This window comes from Chloroflexota bacterium (assembly GCA_020161265.1).
Taxonomy (GTDB): Bacteria; Chloroflexota; Chloroflexia; order Chloroflexales; family Herpetosiphonaceae; genus Herpetosiphon.
The window spans coordinates 560092-580298 of record JAIUOC010000003.1 but is presented as its reverse complement, the minus strand read 5'-3'; the positions used below and the strand labels follow the sequence as shown (position 1 = coordinate 580298).

Annotated in this window: 17 protein-coding genes and 1 rRNA gene; 12 read left to right on the top strand and 6 right to left on the bottom strand. The window is 51.3% G+C overall.

Annotated elements, in window-relative coordinates; all coding sequences use genetic code 11:
* A 16S ribosomal RNA gene (locus LCH85_09845) occupies positions 1-76 on the bottom strand; the annotation flags it as partial.
* 837 nt (positions 77-913) lie between these two features.
* Between LCH85_09845 and LCH85_09840 the strand changes: the two genes are divergently transcribed.
* From LCH85_09840 to LCH85_09815, 6 genes are all read left to right on the top strand, one after another.
* Positions 914-1309: a hypothetical protein gene (locus LCH85_09840; GenBank protein MCA0352287.1), complete on the top strand. Its 396-nt coding sequence runs from the start codon at positions 914-916 to the stop codon at positions 1307-1309.
* Between the two features lie 100 nt (positions 1310-1409).
* Positions 1410-1919: a hypothetical protein gene (locus LCH85_09835; protein MCA0352286.1), complete on the top strand. Its 510-nt coding sequence runs from the start codon at positions 1410-1412 to the stop codon at positions 1917-1919.
* The gene (locus tag LCH85_09830) at positions 1882-2961 is read left to right on the top strand and encodes a FecR domain-containing protein (protein ID MCA0352285.1); all 1080 of its coding nucleotides are present in this window, start codon (positions 1882-1884) and stop codon (positions 2959-2961) included. The genes LCH85_09835 and LCH85_09830 overlap by 38 nt, the downstream gene beginning before the upstream one ends.
* Positions 2962-2970: 9 nt before the next feature.
* Positions 2971-4764 carry an adenylate/guanylate cyclase domain-containing protein gene (locus LCH85_09825; protein ID MCA0352284.1) on the top strand — a complete coding sequence of 598 codons (1794 nt, stop codon included), beginning with the start codon at positions 2971-2973 and terminating at the stop codon, positions 4762-4764.
* Positions 4765-4770: 6 nt separating this feature from the next.
* Positions 4771-5607 (top strand): alkaline shock response membrane anchor protein AmaP, encoded by an 837-nt coding sequence (gene amaP / locus LCH85_09820; protein MCA0352283.1) that lies wholly within the window; start codon positions 4771-4773, stop codon positions 5605-5607.
* 206 nt (positions 5608-5813) lie between these two features.
* On the top strand, positions 5814-7574 hold the full coding sequence (locus tag LCH85_09815; GenBank protein ID MCA0352282.1) for a DUF11 domain-containing protein: 1761 nt from the start codon (positions 5814-5816) through the stop codon (positions 7572-7574).
* Positions 7575-7638: 64 nt separating this feature from the next.
* On the opposite strand, the gene LCH85_09810 is transcribed toward LCH85_09815, so the two are convergent.
* Positions 7639-9891 carry a hypothetical protein gene (locus LCH85_09810; GenBank protein MCA0352281.1) on the bottom strand — a complete coding sequence of 751 codons (2253 nt, stop codon included), beginning with the start codon at positions 9889-9891 and terminating at the stop codon, positions 7639-7641.
* A gap of 105 nt (positions 9892-9996) precedes the next feature.
* Complete coding sequence (locus LCH85_09805) at positions 9997-11601, bottom strand: PAS domain S-box protein (protein MCA0352280.1); 1605 nt, start codon at positions 11599-11601, stop codon at positions 9997-9999.
* A 125-nt stretch (positions 11602-11726) separates the two neighbouring features.
* Between LCH85_09805 and LCH85_09800 the strand changes: the two genes are divergently transcribed.
* Positions 11727-12194, top strand: coding sequence for an Hsp20/alpha crystallin family protein (locus LCH85_09800; protein ID MCA0352279.1), 468 nt, complete (start codon positions 11727-11729; stop codon positions 12192-12194).
* A gap of 50 nt (positions 12195-12244) precedes the next feature.
* Here the strand turns inward: LCH85_09800 and LCH85_09795 are convergent, their stop codons facing one another.
* Positions 12245-15214 carry a hypothetical protein gene (locus tag LCH85_09795; GenBank protein MCA0352278.1) on the bottom strand — a complete coding sequence of 990 codons (2970 nt, stop codon included), beginning with the start codon at positions 15212-15214 and terminating at the stop codon, positions 12245-12247.
* Positions 15215-15675: 461 nt separating this feature from the next.
* On the opposite strand from LCH85_09795, the gene LCH85_09790 reads away from it, so the two are divergent.
* The 5 genes from LCH85_09790 (at position 15676) to LCH85_09770 (ending at position 18547) form a co-directional block, all read left to right on the top strand.
* Positions 15676-16014: a hypothetical protein gene (locus tag LCH85_09790; GenBank protein ID MCA0352277.1), complete on the top strand. Its 339-nt coding sequence runs from the start codon at positions 15676-15678 to the stop codon at positions 16012-16014.
* 21 nt (positions 16015-16035) lie between these two features.
* Positions 16036-16401: a roadblock/LC7 domain-containing protein gene (locus LCH85_09785; GenBank protein MCA0352276.1), complete on the top strand. Its 366-nt coding sequence runs from the start codon at positions 16036-16038 to the stop codon at positions 16399-16401.
* Positions 16402-16537: 136 nt separating this feature from the next.
* Entirely contained in the window at positions 16538-17032 is a 495-nt protein-coding gene (locus LCH85_09780) for a roadblock/LC7 domain-containing protein (GenBank protein ID MCA0352275.1), read from the top strand.
* Positions 17033-17110: 78 nt separating this feature from the next.
* The gene (locus LCH85_09775) at positions 17111-17686 is read left to right on the top strand and encodes a GTPase domain-containing protein (protein MCA0352274.1); all 576 of its coding nucleotides are present in this window, start codon (positions 17111-17113) and stop codon (positions 17684-17686) included.
* Between the two features lie 54 nt (positions 17687-17740).
* Positions 17741-18547, top strand: a complete 807-nt coding sequence (locus LCH85_09770) for a DUF4388 domain-containing protein (GenBank protein MCA0352273.1) — start codon at positions 17741-17743, stop codon at positions 18545-18547.
* A 54-nt stretch (positions 18548-18601) separates the two neighbouring features.
* Here LCH85_09770 and LCH85_09765 read toward each other — a convergent pair whose 3' ends face one another.
* On the bottom strand, positions 18602-19774 hold the full coding sequence (locus LCH85_09765) for a homoserine O-acetyltransferase (GenBank protein ID MCA0352272.1): 1173 nt from the start codon (positions 19772-19774) through the stop codon (positions 18602-18604).
* Positions 19771-20142 (bottom strand): hypothetical protein, encoded by a 372-nt coding sequence (locus tag LCH85_09760; protein MCA0352271.1) that lies wholly within the window; start codon positions 20140-20142, stop codon positions 19771-19773. The genes LCH85_09765 and LCH85_09760 overlap by 4 nt, the downstream gene beginning before the upstream one ends.
* Positions 20143-20207 lie beyond the last annotated feature (65 nt).

Below are 20207 nucleotides of genomic sequence, written 5' to 3'. Positions count from 1 at the left end.
GAAGAATGCGTTCGACTTGCATGCATTAGGCACGCCGCCAGCGTTCGTCCTGAGCCAGGATCAAACTCGCCGACAAATCGCCGAAGCGATTGCGTGTTCTCCTTGATTAACGAGCCGGAGAACGGTGGCTCTGCTTGGTAGAATCCCTACCGAAGCGCGTGACGGTGACAAAAAAACAAAAACTATGATGCATGGAATGTGCTGCGGACGCAGCACCCATCAGTTGGAAAGGTGCGATTTTGGCGATAAAAAATCCGCTGATGCCAAATGAGCATCGGAGCGGAGCAATTCGTCAAATTGTGTGATGTTGAGCAAACATCGATGCTGTCGGTCAACAGCCTGCGGATTCTACCACCGCTGCTCGTTTGTGTCAAATGAGCCGTTGTGGGCGAGTGCATCAGTTGTGTGTGTCGTGACTCGTTACAAGTCATTCGTTGACAGCCCGGGGATTCTACCGCAGATTGCCGCCCTTGTCAAATCACCCGAACCTGATCCATCCAGAGCGAGGAACGAAACCACGAAGGACGCGAAGGCCACGAAGATAGGTTGTTTCGCCACGAATTACACGAATTTCACTAATTCTTCTGCTGTGCCAAAAGCGAGGAACGAAACCACGAAGGACGCGAAGGCCACGAAGATAGGTTGTTTCGCCACGAATTACACGAATTTCACTAATTCTTCTGCTGTGCCAAATAGGTATTGACCCCTGCCCACTGACCCCTGCCCACTGAATCCTCGCCCCTCCTCGGTTGCCTTTTGCCTTTCATCCATCCTTCCCAAGTTTACCCCTTGTTGGTGAGTGCTAAAATACCAATTAATCACCAGTGCGAGCCTATTGCCGAAGGAGCATGGCATGTTGGATAATTGGCTGGGGCGCGATAAAGCATCGCCACAAGCGCCCAAGGAGGAATCCATGAGTAGTAATGATGCGTCACGCCCAACGCCCCCACCACGCCAACCAGACGATGGCTTAATTCGTCGCCCACGCCCCAATGACCGCGATAATGCCTTTAATTTGGCGCTCGAAGATTTGCGCCGCCAAGTACAGTTGCTCTACGAAAGCATTGGAGCACTGGCCGAGCACTACAATGAAACTGGTGGCGACCCCCGTCGTGCCCGCGATTGCCGCGATTGTAGCCACTTTCGAATTGGCTTACATGTGCCGTGTGTAATGGGCGTTGATCCGCATACTGCCCCATATTTGGCGGTACGCTGCCCTAAATTTGAGGAAACCAGCGAAAACCGCAAGCTGATCAATCGTGATGAAGCTGGCTTTAATGCTGCGGTGCGGCGTGCTCGCGAAGGCTAGTTAGCAATCCCGTAATGTCATTCTTCTACGATCACGTCAGCACAAATGCTCGACGTGATTCTTTTTGTTCAGTTTGTGCGAAAGTGATGGGTATCAGCCAATGGCTCAACCACCAAACGATTCAGCAATCATCGCCTTATTACAACGTGGCGATCAACAAACGTGGCGTATGCTGGCCGAGCAGTGGTCAGGCGAGCTCTATAACTTGGCTTGGGGGGCAGTTTATCAGGCTGATCCTGCCCAAACCATTGTTAACAAAGTTTGGGCCACCGCAATTCGCACCATCCACAGTGTTGATCAACGGCTAGGTCTGCGTTTATGGCTCTACACCATCAGCTGCCATGTGATTCTTGATCATTGGCGCGATTATGGCCATACGCCGCAAACTGCCAGCCTGATTAGCGAGCTACAACATTTGCCCGAAGCCATGCACTTGGCACTGTTACTACAGCTACGCCACAATGAATCGGTTGCGATGATTGCTGAAATTCTTGGTCGAACTCAACGCGCAACTGAACAACTATTACAGCAAGGCCAACAACGGCTCAAGCTTGCTGGGGCAGAGGAATTTTATGGCATCAACCAAGCAGCAGCTGCAGCAGGCGATTAATCAGGCCTTGCCTGAACAACAGCTTAGCCATAGCCAACAACAAGTCATCAATCAAGCACTTGAGCAACAGCTGGAGCAAGTTCGCCCGCTGCAGCCAACCCGTGAGCGCCGCAAAACCCCTAAAACCAAACGTCGAATTTGGCAATGGCAATGGAGTCGGGCGCAAATTTTTGCATTAATTGTGGCAACTGCTCTTTTATTTTTTGTTACCTACGCCACCTTAGCCACATCGGCTCCTAGCGTGCCACATAATGCCAGTGTGCAAATTTTCGATGGCACTGCCGTGATCAATAACCTTCGTACTGGCGCTGAACGCCGCTTAAACGCTGGCGATGTAACCATTTTAGAGCCAGGCGATACAATTCAAACTGAAACCGGTCGGGCATTAATTACTTATTTCGATGGCCAAACTACTACCTTGCAAGCCAATGCCCGAATGACCCTTGAAACCATGGATAGTGAAAATGGCGGCCAGCAAATTCGGCTCAAAGTTTGGTTTGGCCGCACGCTTAATGGGGTCAAACGCTTGCTTGGGCCGAATGATCAGTTTGAGGTTGAAACACCATCCTCAGCAGCTTCAGTCCGTGGCACAGAGTTCACTGTCGAATCGCGGAATAATACCACGACCTTTTACGCCACCGACAAGGGCAATGTGCAAGTTGCGATGGATGGTCAAACGGTGTTTGTGCGGGCTGGCGAACAATTATTGGCCGAGCAATCTAAGCCGTTGGTGGTTCAGCCCCAAATCTCGCCAACGCCAACACCGACCAATACCCCAACGCCAACGGCGACGGCAACGCCAACTAATACCCCAACTAGCACGCCAACGCCGACGGCGACGACCACGGCCACGCCAACCAACACGCCAACTGCAACGCCAACGGTCACACCACAGCTTTACATTACCCAAGCTGGCGATACAATCAATGGCATCGCCCAACGCTTTGGGATCACCCCCAATGCCTTGGTCAACGCCAACCCGATCATTCGTGATCGTGATGAGATTCCAATTGGGTTAACCTTGATTATTCCGCAGCCATAGGAGCATTTGGTGCTACGTTCGCAACAAATTCGCCGTGGAATCTGGTTTAGTGCAACCGGGCTGGCATGTTTGCTAGCCCTGTTACTGAGCGATAGCTGGGGCTGGCGCAGACAACTCGATCGCTCAGCTGCCGATCTATTGGTGCGCCAACTTGCCAGCCATAGCCCGCAACCAGCAATTATTATCGTCGCCATCGATGATCAAGCGCTCAGCAATGAGACAGGCTTTGGGCGGCTGACCGAGTGGGATCGCAGCATCTATGCGCGGTTGTTGGACAAGCTGCAAGCTGCGCGGGTGATCGTCTTTGATATGCTATTTACCGGGGTCAACCCTGCTGGCGATCAAGCATTTGCCCAAGCCCTCGCGCCTTTGGAGCACCCAATTTTAGCGGTCTCGCGTGATAATCAAACCAACCAAATTATTCAGCCAGTCCCGCAATTAGTCACTGGCAGGGTGGTTTTGGCGCATAGCGACATCATTGCCGACTCCGATGGGGTGGTGCGGCGCATTCAAACTCATTATGATCAAACTGCGCTCTATCCGGCGATTGCGCTAGCCAGTGCTCAAGCCTGGTGGCATCTCCCAGCAGGTTTGCAGATTGAGCCAACGGACACAACGCTCACTAACGGCGTAGTAATTCCGGTTAATAATTCTAACTTTATGTTAAATTACGCTGGGGCCAACCACACCTATCCACAAGTGAGTTTGCTAGCAGTGCTCAACAGCGAGGTTGATCCAGCACTATTCAATGATAAAATCGTGCTGATTGGCTCGACTGCTGCGGCGCTCGGCGACCGCTACACCACCCCCACTAGTGCATTAATGGATGGAGTTGAAATTCATGCCAATGCGATTGGCACAATTTTGAATGCCAATGCGCTGCGTGAACAAAGCTCTAGCAGTCGGCGATTCATTACGCTTGGTTTAGTGCTAGCCCTCACATTAATCGCCATGATTCGGCGGCCATGGCTGCTATTTAGTGGCATGGTGATAGGGGCAAGCGTGATGGTGATTAGTGCAGTCAGTGCCTTGCAACAGCAATTGCTGCGCATCGACTTGGCTAGCCCATTGTTGACAATTGGCTTAACTGGCTTGGTGATGCTGTTGGTACAAAACAATCTTCAACGCCAAGATCATACTCAAGTGCTCGAACTTTTTGCCAAACGCACCCCGCCCAGCGTGCTCAGTGAGCTACTTAAGGCTGCCGAGCGTGGTCAATTGCAGCTTGGCGGCGAGCGCCGCGAAGTCAGTATTGTTTTTATGGATATGCGCGGCTTCACCAATTTATCCGAGCGCTTGCCGCCAGAAGCCATGATGCAAATTATCAATACCTATCTGAATCTAATTGCCAAGGCATTAATTGGCCATGGTGGTACGCTCAACCAATATGCAGGCGATCAGGCTATGGCGATTTTCAACGCGCCAGTTGCCCAGCCCGACCATGCGCAACGAGCCATTCGTGGTGCAGTGGCAGCATTAGAGGCAATTGTGGCCTTTAATCGTTCAGCTGCGGCCCAAGCCTTGCCCGCGCAAGCCTCGTTTGGGGCTGGCATCAACACCGGAATTGGCGTGGTGGGCAATGTTGGGGCCCACGAGCGCTACGACTATAGCGTGATTGGCGATGTAACTAATGTCGCAGCCCGCTTATGTGGCGCGGCTCCAGCCAACACGATTTATCTTGGCCCCGACACACTTGCCGAAGATTTGGGCGATTTACAAAGCCAGATTCAGCCGATGGGTCCATTGGCGCTCAAGGGCAAGGAAGCCCCGCTGGAAATTGCCGCGATTGTAGTAGCCGAGTAAGCGCACATGCAAGGATTTAACCGTTTAGCGATGACAATAATAGCCTTGGCCTTAGCTGTCTTGGCCATTACAATTGCGCTCTTGCCGCTGCAAAGCTTTGATTTGGCCTTGCGTTCGCTCCAATATTTGCGTGCTCAAGCGTTAATTTATAGTACAACCACGCGGATTGTCGCAGGCATTGGGGGTTTGTTGCTGCTTGGGTTGGCATTAGCTCAGATGTTTATTCGCCAAAGCCAATATGTGCCAGTGCGCAATACTGGCTCAGGGTATGCCCAACTCGATTTGCAAACGGTTCAGCGGGCAGTTGATCAAGCACTTGGACAGGCGCTCGATGTACGTAGCGGCAAAGCCCAAGTCCAAGGCTATGGCGAGGGCGTGGCAATTTACACCGAGCTTGAGCTGCACCCAACCGCGCATTTAAATGATACCTTGGCATATCTGCATCAAAGTATTCGCGAAGAAGTTGAAGAGCGCTTGGGCGTGGCAATTTTGACGCTCAAAAGCAAAGTCAAAACCAAGCCTTACCCCAATGCCCCTCACAGCCAACCCAACGAAGCTAACTCAGCTCCCGAACTCGATCCACGCCAACCAGCATGGGATCTACGTGAGTTACGCCGTCGCCTAGAACGAGGCATTTTGAATCAGCCCAACGTGGTTGATCTCGAAGTAGTATTGGGCTATCACCATGATGGGGCAAGCGTGTTTGTGCAATTATTTCTCGAAAAAACTGCGCCCGTCCCAAGCACAATAGCCAACGTCGAGCGCTTAATTCACACAATTGTGGCAGATGACTTCCGTCTAAGCGTCTACGAACTGCGGGTGACCAGCCAAAGTATTGAGTAACTATCTAGGCATAGTGGCTTTAGTGGGAATTTAGTCCTATAATTACGCCTCAAGTTGCCTCTCGTGGGGGATGGCAAAAGGACTATTGATTGCATACAATACGCTAGACTTATTACGGCCTTTATCCAACCATTGCTGTTATTTTTCAAATGTCGTTAATGTGGTCGCAGTCCATTGCGTTCTTTTTCACCCGCCAAGGAGTTTTTATGGGTCGGCAGCACTTTCGCTATCAACGCCTCGCACTACTCAGCCTTGTGGCTTTGCTGGGAGTGTTAGTCACACCAACCAAAGCCGTCGAAATCCCGCCAACCGGCGCATCGGTGTATCTCCAAACCAATGGGCCTACCAATACCTTGAATAACGGTGATTGGTACACCAACAGTGTGGCAGGCGCAGGTAATGGCTATCATTACTTTACGGTTGAAATTCCATGTGCTTGGCCTAGCAGCGAACCAGTCCATATCGATATCTTTAGCCCTGAAATGAATAGCAATGCCACGCTCAGCGACGAAATTCGTGGTGGGGTTTACGATAATACTCAATTTGAGTTTTATGCAGCAGGCACGCCAATTGTTGTTCCAGCAACGCCTGGTCCAGGTGCAGCTGGTAGTTTGATTCAACAAACCTTCGTGCCTGCTGGCACGCCTGAGGCATGGTTGCGCTTCTATACAATTGCCGCACCTGTCACTTGTGGTACGTATGTTTTGCGCTCGGCTACCTCGGGCAACGACGAAAATGGTTGGCGCTTGCGGGTTGGTCGCGATAACGACGCTGATCCTAATAATGCACCGCCAGCCAACACCGATAACTTTGATGGCCTAGCTGGTACTGGCGATGAAATTACGCTTGGGATGCGCCAGGCTTCGTTCCAACACGACGCTGGTGCGCCTGATACGGTTGCCACTTGTTTAACCTTGTATGAATATGTGACTCCTGGTCAGCCAAGCGTTAGCTTCAACAACTTTGATATCGATAATCTCCGTCGGGTACGCTACTATGCGCCTGGTGATGCGAGCTACACGCCCATGGGCAATAGCGGTGGCATCGTGGGCACGCTTAGCAACGACCAAATTTGGAATGGCACTGGCGCAACCTTAGCAACCCGTGTCGGCGATACAATCAATAATCCCGTTTCGGGCTGGTGGCGAATCGTAACCTGTACCAGCAATCACAACCAGTTTATCCAAGAAGGCCAAACTGGCACGCCAGCCTACTACGAACAGCCACCAACTCCGGTTATGGCCTTGAGCAAAACCGATGGCGTAACCTTGGTCTTGCCAGGCGATACGCTCAATTACACCATCGCCTTTACCAATACTTCCAACAGCACAGCCACGCCAGGTAGTGCAACCAACGTCACCTTAACCGACAATTTGCCACCCGACACGACCTTTGTCAGTTGTGCGATTAATCTGCCATTCACTGGCACCTGTAATCATGCTGCTGGTGTAGTGACCTTCAATATTACCCAAATAGTTCGCCCAGGCGAAGTTGGCACGCTCAATGTTCAAGTAACCGTCAATGATCCGATCACCACGGTTCCAGTGGTCAACAACGTTACTTTGACCTTCAACGATACCTTGAACAATGTGTTCCAACCATTGAACGCCAGCGATAGCGATTTGGTCAATCCAACCGCTGTGACCGTGGTTGGTTTCACGGCCTTGGTACGGGTCGATGATATTCAAGTGCGCTGGAGTACTAGCCAAGAATTGGAAACCCAAGGCTTCCATATCTATCGGAGCACCAGCGACGACCCAGCAACCGCCGTCCAAGTGACTGAGAACTTAATTCCAGCCTTGGGTGCACAAACCAACTATCAATGGCTTGACACCAACGCTGAGCCAAATGTGCATTATTACTATTGGTTGGTTGAAGTCGATGCCAACAATAATTTGAGCATGATCGGCCCAACCGATGCGCAAATCGAGCGCTACAGCATTTTCACTCCCTTCGTTGTACGCTAAACTTGCTCTCAGCTAAAATAAGCAAGGCCGCGTCAATCGACGCGGCCTTTGGATTTAACTCAGCTTACCAACCACTATTGCCACTACCCCAATTAATCGTAAATTGATTAGCAGGCGCTTGGTTGTTCAAGCCGCCGTTGGCTGGATTGCTCACCACCACATTGCTAAACGTGGCATTACCACGAGCATTGGCATTCAGCAACAAGCCATAGGTTCCAGCATTATTAATTCGAATATTGCTGAAGGTTGCATTTTGCAACGTCGCCGAAGTGATGCCACTGTCCGAGCCTTGCAGGTGAATCCCAGCAAAGGTTGGGCTTTCGATCAAGATATCGTTGACGGTCAAACCTGAAATTGGCCCGCGATCGGTGTGGATTTTCAATGCACCATGCTGCTGGTTCCACATTGGCCCACCTGCCCGAATCAATGAGTTGCGCTGAACGCTGATAAAGCCGCCAAATGGATGTGAATCGAATTGCTGGGCAATCAGCACACCAGGATAGGTAACAACATCAGCACAAATATTATCCTCAACCCGCATATTTTGGCCGCCATAAATTGCAAAACAGTTGGCTCGCCACGGCAATTGCACAGTATTAAAACGAAAGGTATTAGCAATATTGATCGGGCCATGTGCGGCAGGCGACCATGAAGCCAATGAATCATCACCAGTGCTGCGGAAGTGGCTATTTTCGACCACCGAGTTGCTTGAGCCATTGCACAAATTCACACCATCGGCAAATAAGTTGCGAAAACGACTACCCGTAATCACCAAGCCATTGGTCGGTGCTGCTTGGTTATCCGAGCCAACCCACCAGCCAACTTTGGTATGTTCAACCCAAACATTTTCTACCCGCGAGCCTGAGCCAGCGCTGCCATTGAAGGCGTTTTCAGCAGCACCATCGTTACGGGTCACCGCCTCGCCAGTGATCGCAAAGTTGTAAAAACGACAATTATTGCCAATACAATGGAAACGTGCCCACGGCCCACGCAACACCGAATACCACATACCAGCCCCACGCACGGTCACATCAGAAATGGTAATACCTGCGTCGCTTTGAATTTGTGAGCGCAAATCAAACGTGCCAGCGGGAATCCATACGCCTTTGGCTTGAGCACGGGCAGTGTTGATACAATTTTGTAAGGCTTGACCATCGTCGCCGCCACCGTTGGCAGTCGCACCACAATCAGCAGTCAGCGAAAGAAAATTAGCGGGCTGGGTTTGAGCTGCCCCAACTTGCTCCAAATCAACTAAATCAATCACATAGAAGGCGGCTTGATCATCGCCATCTTTTTGCAATTTAATCGTTGCACCCTGAGGAATGTTGCCAACCAAGGCTCGCGCTTCATCGAAGAAGTTATGTGCGCCGCCGGCACTTGGCGTATTCAAGCTGCTGGTTTCGCCACCATAGACCCAAGCATAGCGCGAAGTTAATGGCAATTTTTGGCGGAATACACCGTTGACATACAAACTCAGGCTGGCATCAAGCCCGCCACCATTGGACGCATCGGGAATCGAATAGCGCACCACAATCGAGTTGGCCGTGGCGTTGCTGGTAAATTGCACAAACTCGCCAGTGCTATTGAGTTCGACGCTGCGGCGGCCCGATGATTCAGTTGCCAGATTGCCGAAGGTACGGCTTGGCCCTAAAATTGTGCCATTGGTCGCCATTGTTTCGGCTTCATATTCAATCCATGGCACGGTTGCGCCACGATTAGCTGGTGGTTGGGGCGTGCTGGTTGGCCCAATTGGGGTAGCAGTTGGGGCAATCGGTGTGCTGGTTGGTGGGGCAGGCGTGCGCGTCGGCGGAATTGGCGTGCTGGTCGGAGTTCCGGTAGCAACTGTTTCAATCCACCATTGAGCGCTTTGCCAAGCAGGATAAATGCTGCCATGCTGGGCAAAACCTAATTGATTTTCAACATGGATATATTCCCAATTGTGCCAAGCGCTACGAATATAACTCGCGCCATCGGGAGCCGCCTCGATCACCCAGCGAGCACTCTCCCACGCATCGGCGATCGTAATGCTCTCAACTGCTTCAAGTTGATGCTCAATCGCCATATAGTGGCCAGTTGCCCGATTTTTGAGCCGCTTGGCTCCTTGATAATCCTCAATCACCCAATGCGAGCTTTGGTCGTTAACATTCGGCGAGCCATAACGCACCTGGCTATTGGCTTCGTAAAGATAGGTATTTTGCCAACGATTCTTAATCCGCACATAAGTTACGGCTGAAGCTGAACCAACCGCCAAGTTAGCCATAACAATCGCAATTAGCAGCAATAAACTGCCAAATACTTGCTTGCGTCGCTGCGACATACATCCACTCCTTAATCAAAAATAGCCCGCTACCTAGCCTTCAGTATAGCGAGCCAATTGCTTAGGAATGTTCAGCTATAGTGCAGTTATAGTTAATATTCTTAATTATTCCCCATTAGCCAAAATCACGCTTGGCTCAACATCTGGCAAGCTAGGCGGGGCAATTGGCAATGTCCAATAGAAGCGCGAGCCTTTGCCTACCGTGCTATCGGCCCACATGCGGCCACCATGAGCCTCAATAATCGATTTCGTTAGATACAATCCCAAGCCAGCACCTTGGGTTTCACGCGCCAAGCGATTATCAACTCGATAAAATGGCATAAACAATTTGGGTAGTTCCTCTTGGGCGATGCCAATGCCTTCGTCGGTTACATAACTGAGCACATGACCATTCTCCGGCCAACCACCCAAGCGAATCACACCACCTTCTGGCGAATATTTGATCGCATTTGAAATCAAATTGGAGAGCACCATGCGAATCCGCTCTTGATCGGCATAGACATGCGGCAATTTTGGCTCGAAACGCAGTTGAAATTCAAAGCGCTGATCAACCGTCGCGGCAAAGGCCGCCACCACGTCAGCTGCCAACTCACTGAGATCAAAGGGCGCTGGATGCAAACGCAAACCACCCGCCTGCATGCGCGAAACTTCCAGCAAATCGCCAATCAAGCGTGCCAAGCGATCGGCTTCTTCTTCGATGCCAGTTAACATTTCGGCTTTAGTAGCTTTATTGAGCTTTACGTCGGTGCGGCTGAGCGTGCTGGCATAGCCTTTGATAATTGCAACTGGGGTTTTTAATTCATGCGACATCACCGAAATAAAGGTCGATTGTTGCTGCTCATCGCGTTTTTGCTTGGTAATATCGCGAATATTGGCAATTGCCCCGCCAAAACGGCCAGTCGGCTCGCGTACCACGCTATATGATGAGCCAACATAAATCTCATGACCATCGCGATGGGTCACCCAACCCTCAACCGAAGGATGATCATTATCGGGGAAGAGTTGCAACGGACAGGCAGTTAAGCAAATATTGACTCCTTGCTGATTGTGAATTGCCAACACTTCGGCGCATGGTCGGCCCAAAGCCTCTTCACGCGACCAACCAGTCAAGCGCTCCATAGCCGCGTTGAAGCGGGTAATTCGCCAACGGGTGTCGAGCATCATCATGCCATCGGCGCTTGATTCAATAATGGCATCGAGCCGCCCACGTTCAGCAATCGCTTCGGCGTAGAGTTGCGAATTGTTGACCGCAATCGCCGCAAAATCGACAAATGCGCTGAGCAATTGACGATCATCAGCGGTAAACCCCACATTCAGCGCTGCTCGCAACACCAACATCATGCCCAATTGCTGATCGCCAGTAACCATTGGCAAGGCCACAACTTGGCGCAACGGCACATTCAGCGCATTGGCCAGCTTGCTTAATTCATTCGACATGTGGATGGATTGTGGGCCTTCACTTTCTAAAACATGCAAAATTTCATCGAAGGCCGACCACAAACTAGGAGTAAGCCCATAGGCGGCGCGAATTTCGAGCCGCTGATTGGGATTGTACAAGGCGATCAAGCCATAATTACCCGCCAACAACTCGACTGCTTGGGCAATCACCAGATTGAGCAACGGCTCAGCATCAAGCTGGGCAGCCATTGCCCGCATCAAACGCAATAAATAATCACGTTGGCGTAATCGCAGATCCTGAGGCTCTAACATGGCTCTAACGCTCCATAGACGTTGTTCTAACACTGCCAGAGTATTATACAAACAGTTACGAAATTGATTGATGCAGACGACATCGACAGCAAAAACAAAATCTTTATTGCAAGGAGAATACCACAATGGCAACTATCAATCGTTGGTCACCAGTTGAAGAAGCCCTCAGCTTGCGCGATGCAATGAGCCGTTTGTTCGAAGAAAGCTTTGTTGCGCCATCGGCTGCAATGCGCAGCGGTTTGAGTGTTGATATGAACGTTTTGGAAAATGCCAACAGCTATATCGTTGAAGCTGCCGTACCTGGTCTCAAAGCTGAAGATCTTGATATTACATTGCAAGAAAATGTATTAACAATCAGCGGTGAAGTTCGCAGCCAAAAATTAAGCGAAGGCACCACTGCCCATCGCACCGAACGCCGCTATGGCCGTTTCAGCCGCTCGATCAACTTGCCAATGCTGGTCAAGGGCGACCAAATTAGCGCCACCTTAGAACATGGCATTCTACGCCTTGACGTTCCCAAGGCCGAAGAAGTCAAGCCACGCAAAATTAGCGTGCATGTTGGTCCAGCCAAAGAACTCGAAGTTAATAAATAAGCCTTGAAAAACAAAAGCCCTGTGCGGAGTTACCGCACAGGGCTTTTTGCTTATTTAGAAGCCCAGGGCAGATAGACTCGATGCGTTTCACCAGTCGGAACCGTTGCGGTTGGCGTTTCACTCGGTGTAATCGTGCCTACCGTGACAGTTGCGGTCGGAGTTTGAGTCTCAGTTACCGTTGGCACTGCCGTGGTTGGCACAACCGTCGTCGGAACCGCCGTGGTTGTATTGGTTGCTGTTACCGTAATCGTCGGAGTCGGCGTGTTGGTCGCTGGCTCAGTGGTTGACGGTTCAGGCGTATTGGTCGAAGTTGGCGTATCGGTTGCCGTTGGCGGAACCGTTGTGGCGGTTGGCGTATTGGTTGGAACCTCGGTCGCCGTAGCCGTATCGGTCGCGGTTGGCGGAACCGTTGTGGGTGTATTGGTTGGTGTATTGGTCGCAGTATTGGTTGCCGCCGCAGTGTTGGTCGCAGTCGGGTTGCTCACCGTCGCGGTTGGCGCAGTCGTCGGAGTTGGGGTTAATTGGGCATCGCTTGGCACAAAATTAACATCAGTCGTCAGATACAAGCGATCAACACGGAAACCATCCTCACGCATCCACAAATTCAGGGTATAGACCCCAGCGCTTGGAATAGTGATAGTTGAAGGGACGGCATCAACGGTATCACGGAACCAACGCCAAGCACTGAAAATTGGCAAGGTCATCTTATCCGATGAGCTTGATTGCTGACCATTCAGGCCCACGTGCACCGAATTATCGCCGCCGCTATCGGCCCAACCACGCAGCCACACATAATAGGTACCAGGCGTGGTGAACTTCACACGATAATCCAGTTGTGGAGCCAGCGTGGTGTAATTGGTATCCGAAAGGGTGCCAGTATTGGGCAAGACGGCAAAGTAGTTGTTGCCGCTGAAGCCAGGGCGATCAACATCATTGCGAGTTTGCCACGACCACTGACCACGCGCGGTATTGCCGTGAACTTGCTCAGAATCGAAGCCAACTTGACCATTGCTTTCGAGGTGGGCATTTTCGTCGGTAGCAATCCCTGGGTTATAGATTTCGGTGATGTTGGTTTGGCTAAAGCCCGCAACCGTGCCACCCCCAGCAATGTAAATTCGTCCGCCGTTGATCACGGGGAAGATGCCATGGCGGGCGGTTGGCATAGGCGAACCAGTGCGCCAGCGGTTAAGAATTGGATTGTAAATATCAACCCGATCATACACATTGCCAGTGACCGCGCCTGCACCATCAAGCGTTTCACCGCCAAAAATATAAAACTCACCATCATAATAAACCGCTTTGCCCATGCCACCACGGGCTTGCGGCAATGGCGCAATCGTTGCATCGGTCATGCTTGAGCGCCATGAATTGCTGACAGGATCATAAATTTGGACAGTATCAAAGCCATTAGCAACATTATTGCCATCGCCGCTGCCTGGCCCACGCCCACCAAAGACATACAATTTGCTACCATCAGTCGCCGAAGCAGCGTGATTGCGACCGCGCGGCATGGCGGCAACTTCAGTCCAAGTGTTCGCGACTGGATCATAGCGGGCTACACGGGTGGTTGTACTGCCATTGATAATCCCGCCAGCAACATAGGCATAGCCATTGATCACGGCTGAGGAGCTAGCCCCAGCGGCAAACGGCATATCCGCGCCCATGGCCCAGGTGTTGGACACAGGATCATAGATTTGGACTTTACCATCACTACTGTTATCGAGGCCACCAAATAAATAGAATTTACCGTTGATTACTTCGGCAGCGTGGTGATTGCCACGCAAGGCCCGTTGAGCCAAAGTGGTGGTTGAGCTATAGCTGCCAGTCGTCAAGTTGTAGCGCAAGGTTGCAGCATTGCCTTGACCGACAACATACATTTTGTTGCCGATAATTCCACTGGCAACCTCACCCAATGGCACAGGCATGTTGCCATTAGCTTCCCATGAATCGGGCAAATTGCCAATCCAGGTGGTATCGGTTTGGCCATAACCGCCGCCAGTCGTCACCACAAGTTTGTTATTCCAAACATCGGCAACTGGGGTTTTACGATAGGCTGGCAACGAAACTAACTTCATCCAAACATCGCTTTTAGGGTCGTACATCAGCACATCAGCCGAAGCAAGGCCGCTGGTACCACCATTGATCGAGCCACCAATCACCAATAAACGGCCACGATAGCCAAAGGTTGATGATGACGTATGGCCTTTGGGAATCGGCATATCAGCGACCCGTGTCCACGTATTGGTTGCGGGATCATAACGATCAACCTCGGCTTGGTTGGCCGATTCTTCGGCTTTACCATGCTGGCCGCCGACGGCGTAAATTTTGCCATCGACCACGCCAGCAGCGGTGTGGTTACGTGGGTTAGGCATGGCAGCGCGTGAAACCCAAGTTGGGTTAGCGAGGCTCAAATCGAGCATATAGTGGTCGCCGAAGTCGGTATCATCAAATACGCCAGCGGTACGCACAGCACCACCGAAGAAATAAATTTTACGATTAACAATCGCTGCGCCAGCGCCACCGCGAGCAACGGGCAAATCGATGCCACGCGTCCATGTATTGGTGAGCGTGTTTAACTTCCAAACGTGGTTGGTGCTACCACCAGGATTATTGCCCGAATAGCCACCGAGAACATAGATATTGGTGCCATCGGCAACAACTGGGGCATGGCTGATCGCCTCGGGAATACTGGCGATCCGTTGCCAGGTATTGCTGGCCAAATCATAAACATCGACCAAATCGGTGGCATTAATTTGGGTACAACAACTAATAAAGCCACCAATTACATACAACTTGCCATTGACAAAGACCCCTTGCGATTCAAAACGTGGTTGCGGCACGGTTGCGCCATCTTGCCAACTAAACATCGTCGTTGTGGCACTAGTGGCAACAGCCTGTGGTTGGGCAGTTTGAGCCTGGGCCTGCGACTGCACCAACAACCCCGTAATGATCAAGGTCAGCAGCAGCAACCCGCTCAGCAAGCGGGGCAACAAATCCCTTGAACGAGCGAAAAAGACCATAAAAACGAATCCTCCGCGAAGTTTAACAACGACAACAGCTAGTAGAATAAAAAAAGGACAAAGAGGCTAAACACAATAAATGTCAGGCAAGATCCTCCATGATCGAGCCTGATCATCTCATGGGAGCGATAATACCACGCTTTGTCCATGATCCCCATAGTACTTTGGGCGCAGTTCAGCATGACTTTGTGCGTTAATGTGCGCAACTAACGGTTAATGATGGGGGATATTCAAATTAAAAAGTGTCAAGACTTACGCTGGGTGAGAGGGCTAAAATAGCGCGTTAGATTGATTACAAGCTGGCCTATGCCCCAAAAGTCCTAGGTATTACTATTTACAAACTCCTCTAGACACCCTGTCTATCCTATGCTAAGATGAGCCACCACAATTCGTCCAAAGCACAACGTTGGGTCTGTACCATGAAGAGGAGCGCTCCATCGGCAATCCAAAGGAGCAATGGCATGCAATTTGATCGAGCGGGTAAACGTGCCAGCAAACTGATCAATGATTATCAACTCACCGACGAGGAGATACACCAAATTATCGCCTCGGCGCGGATCAACCTTGCCACCTTCGACCCTGAATACAAAACCAACGTCACGCAACTTGCTCACGAGCTGAGCAAAAGTCGGCCAACGATTTATGGCTGGGCGGATCGTGCGATAGTTGCCACAATTGATTCGCTGCGCAATATCCGAACGGGGCGACCGCCGAAAGAAGCCCGTAGCCGCCTCAAACGGCTGCGAGCGCGACCAACGGCACGATTACGGCGACGATCCTCGGATTCTTCATTCTCGTAGTTCGAAGGAGAGCACACCTCCATGAGCAAGACACTGCGTGATGTGCTAAATCAATTTCGCACACTGGAAAACGTAGAACTCGCTGCGGTTGCAGGAACCGATGGTCTTTTAATTGAAAGCTCAGCGCGTTCTGGGGTTGATGTTGACGCGATCTGCGCGGTAGCATCGAATGGCTTAGCCATGGCTGAGGCGCTCGGTCGGGAAATCAACAAAGGTGGCTCGGTGCAAACTGTGCTCGAATATGATCAAGGCTTGATCCTACTCGAACCAGTCAGCAGCGATGCTATGCTGGTCGTGCTAACCAGTTCACGCGAACTGTTAGGCAAGTTACGCTATATGGCTCAAGCCCATCGTGCCAACTTAGATGCAGCCTTGGCCGCGATCTAAGCAGCTAGCAGGCTATTTTTGGCAAAATCGTCAAGAAAGCATGTTATATTGGAACGTCCTGTGCTATAATGAGCCGTAATCGCTCGTCTTTGCTTGGAAAATACTTCGCACTCCAGACCATGGATAGGTGGCACGTATGGATCCACAACTAGCTAGTTTAATTGTTCCGCCAGAGGAAGTCGCCCATATTGACGAATGTTTAACGCGCCTTGTGGAAGATACTGGCGGTAACTATGCGTTGCTGCTCGACAAAAGTGGCCAGGTTATTGCCGCTTCGGGTGATGGCAATCGCCAAGATACCACGGCCTTGGGCGCGTTGATCGCCGGATCGTTCGCCTCATCTCAACAGATCGCGAAACTGTTGCGTGAAAAGGATTTCCGCATGCTCTTGCAACAAGGCGTGCGCGAAAATCTCTTTATCGCCTTGATCGATGACCAATGGATTTTGACCATTATTTTCAATAAGGGTACGCACATTGGGCTGGTGAAGGTCTTGACCAAAAAGGCGACCGAAGAACTCGCCTCCGTCTTGGAGCGCGTGCGGAAACAACACAAATCGCGAGATGAAGTGTTGGGGAGCAATTTCCGTACTTCCATGGAAGATACGATTGATTTGCTTTTCCGCGACTAGGCTGACTTATACCCTTCCTAGTCGGTTGCTGTCTGGGGTTTTTTAGCATACGCTTCAGACTATGTTTTGAGAGGACCTATGGCGATTATCAACGTAGGGGTTCGCGAAATTCACTGTAAAATTGTCTATTATGGCCCCGGTATGTGTGGCAAAACGACTAATTTGCAGTATATTCACAGCCAAGTACCCCGCGAAGCAAAAGGCGATCTATTGTCGATTGCAACCGAGACCGAACGCACGCTCTTTTTTGACTTTCTACCGCTCGACCTAGGTAAGGTGCGCGGTTTCTCAACCCGTTTCCATTTGTACACGGTTCCTGGCCAAATTTTGTACGAACGCACCCGCGTCGCCGTGCTGAATGGGGCCGATGGGGTGGTCTTCGTCGCCGACTCGCAACGTGATAAGCTCCAAGAAGATATCAAAAGTTTGCAAGAGTTGGCCCGTAATATCACTCGCCAAAACAAGAAGTTCAGCGAATTCCCCATCGTGTTGCAATATAATAAACGTGATATGCCCGGTGCATTGCCCACCCCAGTCATGGATAAATATTTGAATCCGTTGGGCTGGCAACGCTATGAGGCCGTCGCAACCACTGGCGTAGGTGTATTCGATACACTCAAAGCCATTAGCAAACTCGTGATTAGCAAACTCTAAACCATGTCTCAACTGGCAGCCTCGCCTGCCAGTTATTGTCCGTAGGGTCACCGTATGGCACTTGAAGGTAATTTGCGAGATCTGAGTATCTCCGACCTGATTCAACTCGTTGACTTGAGTAAAAAAACAGGCGCAACTCATGTTCAGGCGCTCCAAGGCGATGAATCGGTTGAGGGCTACCTGTATTTTCGTGATGGCCGGATTACTGGTGCAACGCTTGGCAATTTGGAGCCGCTCGAGGCTGCCCTGACCTTCTTCACGTTCCACGAAGGTCAGTTCCGTTTTTATGAACAAGCTGTGCCACCGCCAACAATTACTTCATCCAACGAGATGATCATTATGGAAGGGATCGATCGCCAAGATCGCTGGGCCGAAATTGAGCAGTTTGTGCCCAATACCAATGTCGTCCTGCGCTTGGTGCAAAATCCCGATACCGGCTCGCGGGATATTAATCTCGCTGCCGATGAATGGCGCGTGCTGACGATGATCAATGGCAAAAATACTGTTGCTTTGATCGCTGAACGCACTGGTTTAGGTTGGTTTCGCTCGTGCGAAATCGTGGCAAATTTATTGCGCAATGGCTTAATCGAAAAAAAAGAGCTGAATCTGGCTGAGTCGTTGTTTCCTCAATTCGAGGAGATGGCCCGTGGAGCCTTAGGCAATTCAGCCAGCGTCTTGCTCTCCGAGGCCTATCGTCGAGTTGGCATCGAGCCAACTGCCAATAATGCTTCCAACGAGCAAGTTCATGCTGCAATCAGCGCATTCGAGGAGTCAATTCGTTTGTTGGTTGGTCGCCCGAATGCGACGCAATTGGCCGATAAATTACGCGAACGGGCTGTCCGCATCCTTGGTAGTCGCTAAGTAATCATCCATCTCCAAGCAAAAACGCCCCGCAAGTGCGGGGCGTTGATTATTTTAGGCGCTTAAACTAGCAAGCCAATCGATCAACGGCGGGGTTAGTTGAGCATCTTCAAGCAAAAAGGCATCATGGCCTTTGGTGCTATGAAAGGGATAATGCACAACCGCACGGCCAGCTGCCTGCGCTGCTTGTTGAATGATCTCGCCATCACGCTCAGGGTAGAGCCAATCGCTGCTCCATGTCGCCACAAAAAATCGCGCTTGGGTGTTAGCAAAGGCTGTGGAGAGACCACCAACTCGCTGACCCAAATCAAAATAATCCATAGCCCGCGAAATCACCAAATAGCTGTTGGCATCAAAGCGCTGCACAAACGCTCGCCCTTGATAATCAAGATAGCTCTCGACCGCAAATTCGGGCTGATGGCTCCATTGTGGTGAGGCTTCGTGCTGCCAACGCCGATCGAACTTTTCTTCTAAGGCTTCAGCACTCAAATAGCTGATATGGCCGATCCGGCGGGCGGTGGCTAAGCCATTAGCTGGGCCAGCCGTGCCATAATAATCGCCGCCGCGCCAATCGGGATCACTGACAATCGCCTGGCGACCAACTGCACTCAAAGCCATGGCCATAGCCGAGGAACGTGCCGTGGTCGCTAAGGCAATCACACCTCGCACCCGATCACCCCAGCTCGCCGCCCATTCGAGCGCTTGCATGCCACCAAGTGAGCCACCTGCAACCGCCAGTAAGCGTTCAATTCCCAAAGCATCAAGCAAGCGCACTTGGGCCGCCACGATATCGCCAATCGTCAAAACTGGAAAACGGCTGCCCCAGTGGGTTCCGGTGTGGGGATGCAGTGATGATGGCCCAGTTGAGCCACCACAACCACCCAAAATATTCGAGCAAATCACAAAATAGCGGTCGGTATCAAAGGCGCGGCCTGGGCCAATAAAGGGTTCGCACCAACCAGCTTTGCTATCGTGAACACTATATCGACCAGCAGCATGGGCATCGCCCGATAGCGCATGGCACAGCAAAATCACATTTGAGCGATCGGCATTAAGTTTTCCATAGGTTTCATAGCTTAGTTGCCATGGTGCTGGAATCAAAGCGCCGCTCGCAGTGCGAAACGGCTCAGTGAAGATCTGCACTTGCGGCGTTACAAAGCCAACCGACCGTCCCCAAGCAGGTTGGGTAACGGTCGGCACATCGCCCAAGGTGACGGTATCGGTCATAGCCGCGTACCTCCTTGGCGCAAGCGGGCGGTTTGTTCGTGATAGTACCCGATGATCGCATCGACCATGCTTGAACCGCACTCAACTGCTTCCGCTGGTAAATCGCGGACAGCCGCCCCCAAATCTGCACAGCTCGCAGCCAATTCGGCTAGCATTCCACTAACATCGATCATGGTGCCAGAAGCAGGGGGCATTGCTCCAGCTCGCTGCGGCACGGCGCGGAGTTGTGCCACAGCCCAGCGATTGTGGGCTACCAATTGTTCAACTAACGGTGCAGGATTTGCCGCTTTGGCCTGGGCAAGAACGGTTGTAACAAACTCGCCATGGGCCGAGCGTAAAGGCTTGAGTAAATCATGATTATGCGACATCGGGAACTCCTTGGTCTGTGGATGCTCAGCAGCAGTTGAGCATCCACCCGTACAATTTCGGTTAG

What these genes read in the sequence shown, in the direction of transcription:
- LCH85_09840 (MCA0352287.1), top strand. Translation starts at nt 914, where the DNA reads ATGAGTAGTAATGATGCGTCACGCCCAACGCCCCCACCACGCCAACCA.
- LCH85_09835 (MCA0352286.1), top strand. Translation starts at nt 1,410, where the DNA reads ATGGCTCAACCACCAAACGATTCAGCAATCATCGCCTTATTACAACGT.
- LCH85_09830 (MCA0352285.1), top strand. Translation starts at nt 1,882, where the DNA reads ATGGCATCAACCAAGCAGCAGCTGCAGCAGGCGATTAATCAGGCCTTG.
- amaP (MCA0352283.1), top strand. Translation starts at nt 4,771, where the DNA reads ATGCAAGGATTTAACCGTTTAGCGATGACAATAATAGCCTTGGCCTTA.
- LCH85_09815 (MCA0352282.1), top strand. Translation starts at nt 5,814, where the DNA reads ATGGGTCGGCAGCACTTTCGCTATCAACGCCTCGCACTACTCAGCCTT.
- LCH85_09810 (MCA0352281.1), bottom strand. Translation starts at nt 9,891, where the DNA reads ATGTCGCAGCGACGCAAGCAAGTATTTGGCAGTTTATTGCTGCTAATT.
- LCH85_09805 (MCA0352280.1), bottom strand. Translation starts at nt 11,601, where the DNA reads ATGTTAGAGCCTCAGGATCTGCGATTACGCCAACGTGATTATTTATTG.
- LCH85_09800 (MCA0352279.1), top strand. Translation starts at nt 11,727, where the DNA reads ATGGCAACTATCAATCGTTGGTCACCAGTTGAAGAAGCCCTCAGCTTG.
- LCH85_09795 (MCA0352278.1), bottom strand. Translation starts at nt 15,214, where the DNA reads ATGGTCTTTTTCGCTCGTTCAAGGGATTTGTTGCCCCGCTTGCTGAGC.
- LCH85_09790 (MCA0352277.1), top strand. Translation starts at nt 15,676, where the DNA reads ATGCAATTTGATCGAGCGGGTAAACGTGCCAGCAAACTGATCAATGAT.
- LCH85_09785 (MCA0352276.1), top strand. Translation starts at nt 16,036, where the DNA reads ATGAGCAAGACACTGCGTGATGTGCTAAATCAATTTCGCACACTGGAA.
- LCH85_09780 (MCA0352275.1), top strand. Translation starts at nt 16,538, where the DNA reads ATGGATCCACAACTAGCTAGTTTAATTGTTCCGCCAGAGGAAGTCGCC.
- LCH85_09775 (MCA0352274.1), top strand. Translation starts at nt 17,111, where the DNA reads ATGGCGATTATCAACGTAGGGGTTCGCGAAATTCACTGTAAAATTGTC.
- LCH85_09770 (MCA0352273.1), top strand. Translation starts at nt 17,741, where the DNA reads ATGGCACTTGAAGGTAATTTGCGAGATCTGAGTATCTCCGACCTGATT.
- LCH85_09765 (MCA0352272.1), bottom strand. Translation starts at nt 19,774, where the DNA reads ATGACCGATACCGTCACCTTGGGCGATGTGCCGACCGTTACCCAACCT.
- LCH85_09760 (MCA0352271.1), bottom strand. Translation starts at nt 20,142, where the DNA reads ATGTCGCATAATCATGATTTACTCAAGCCTTTACGCTCGGCCCATGGC.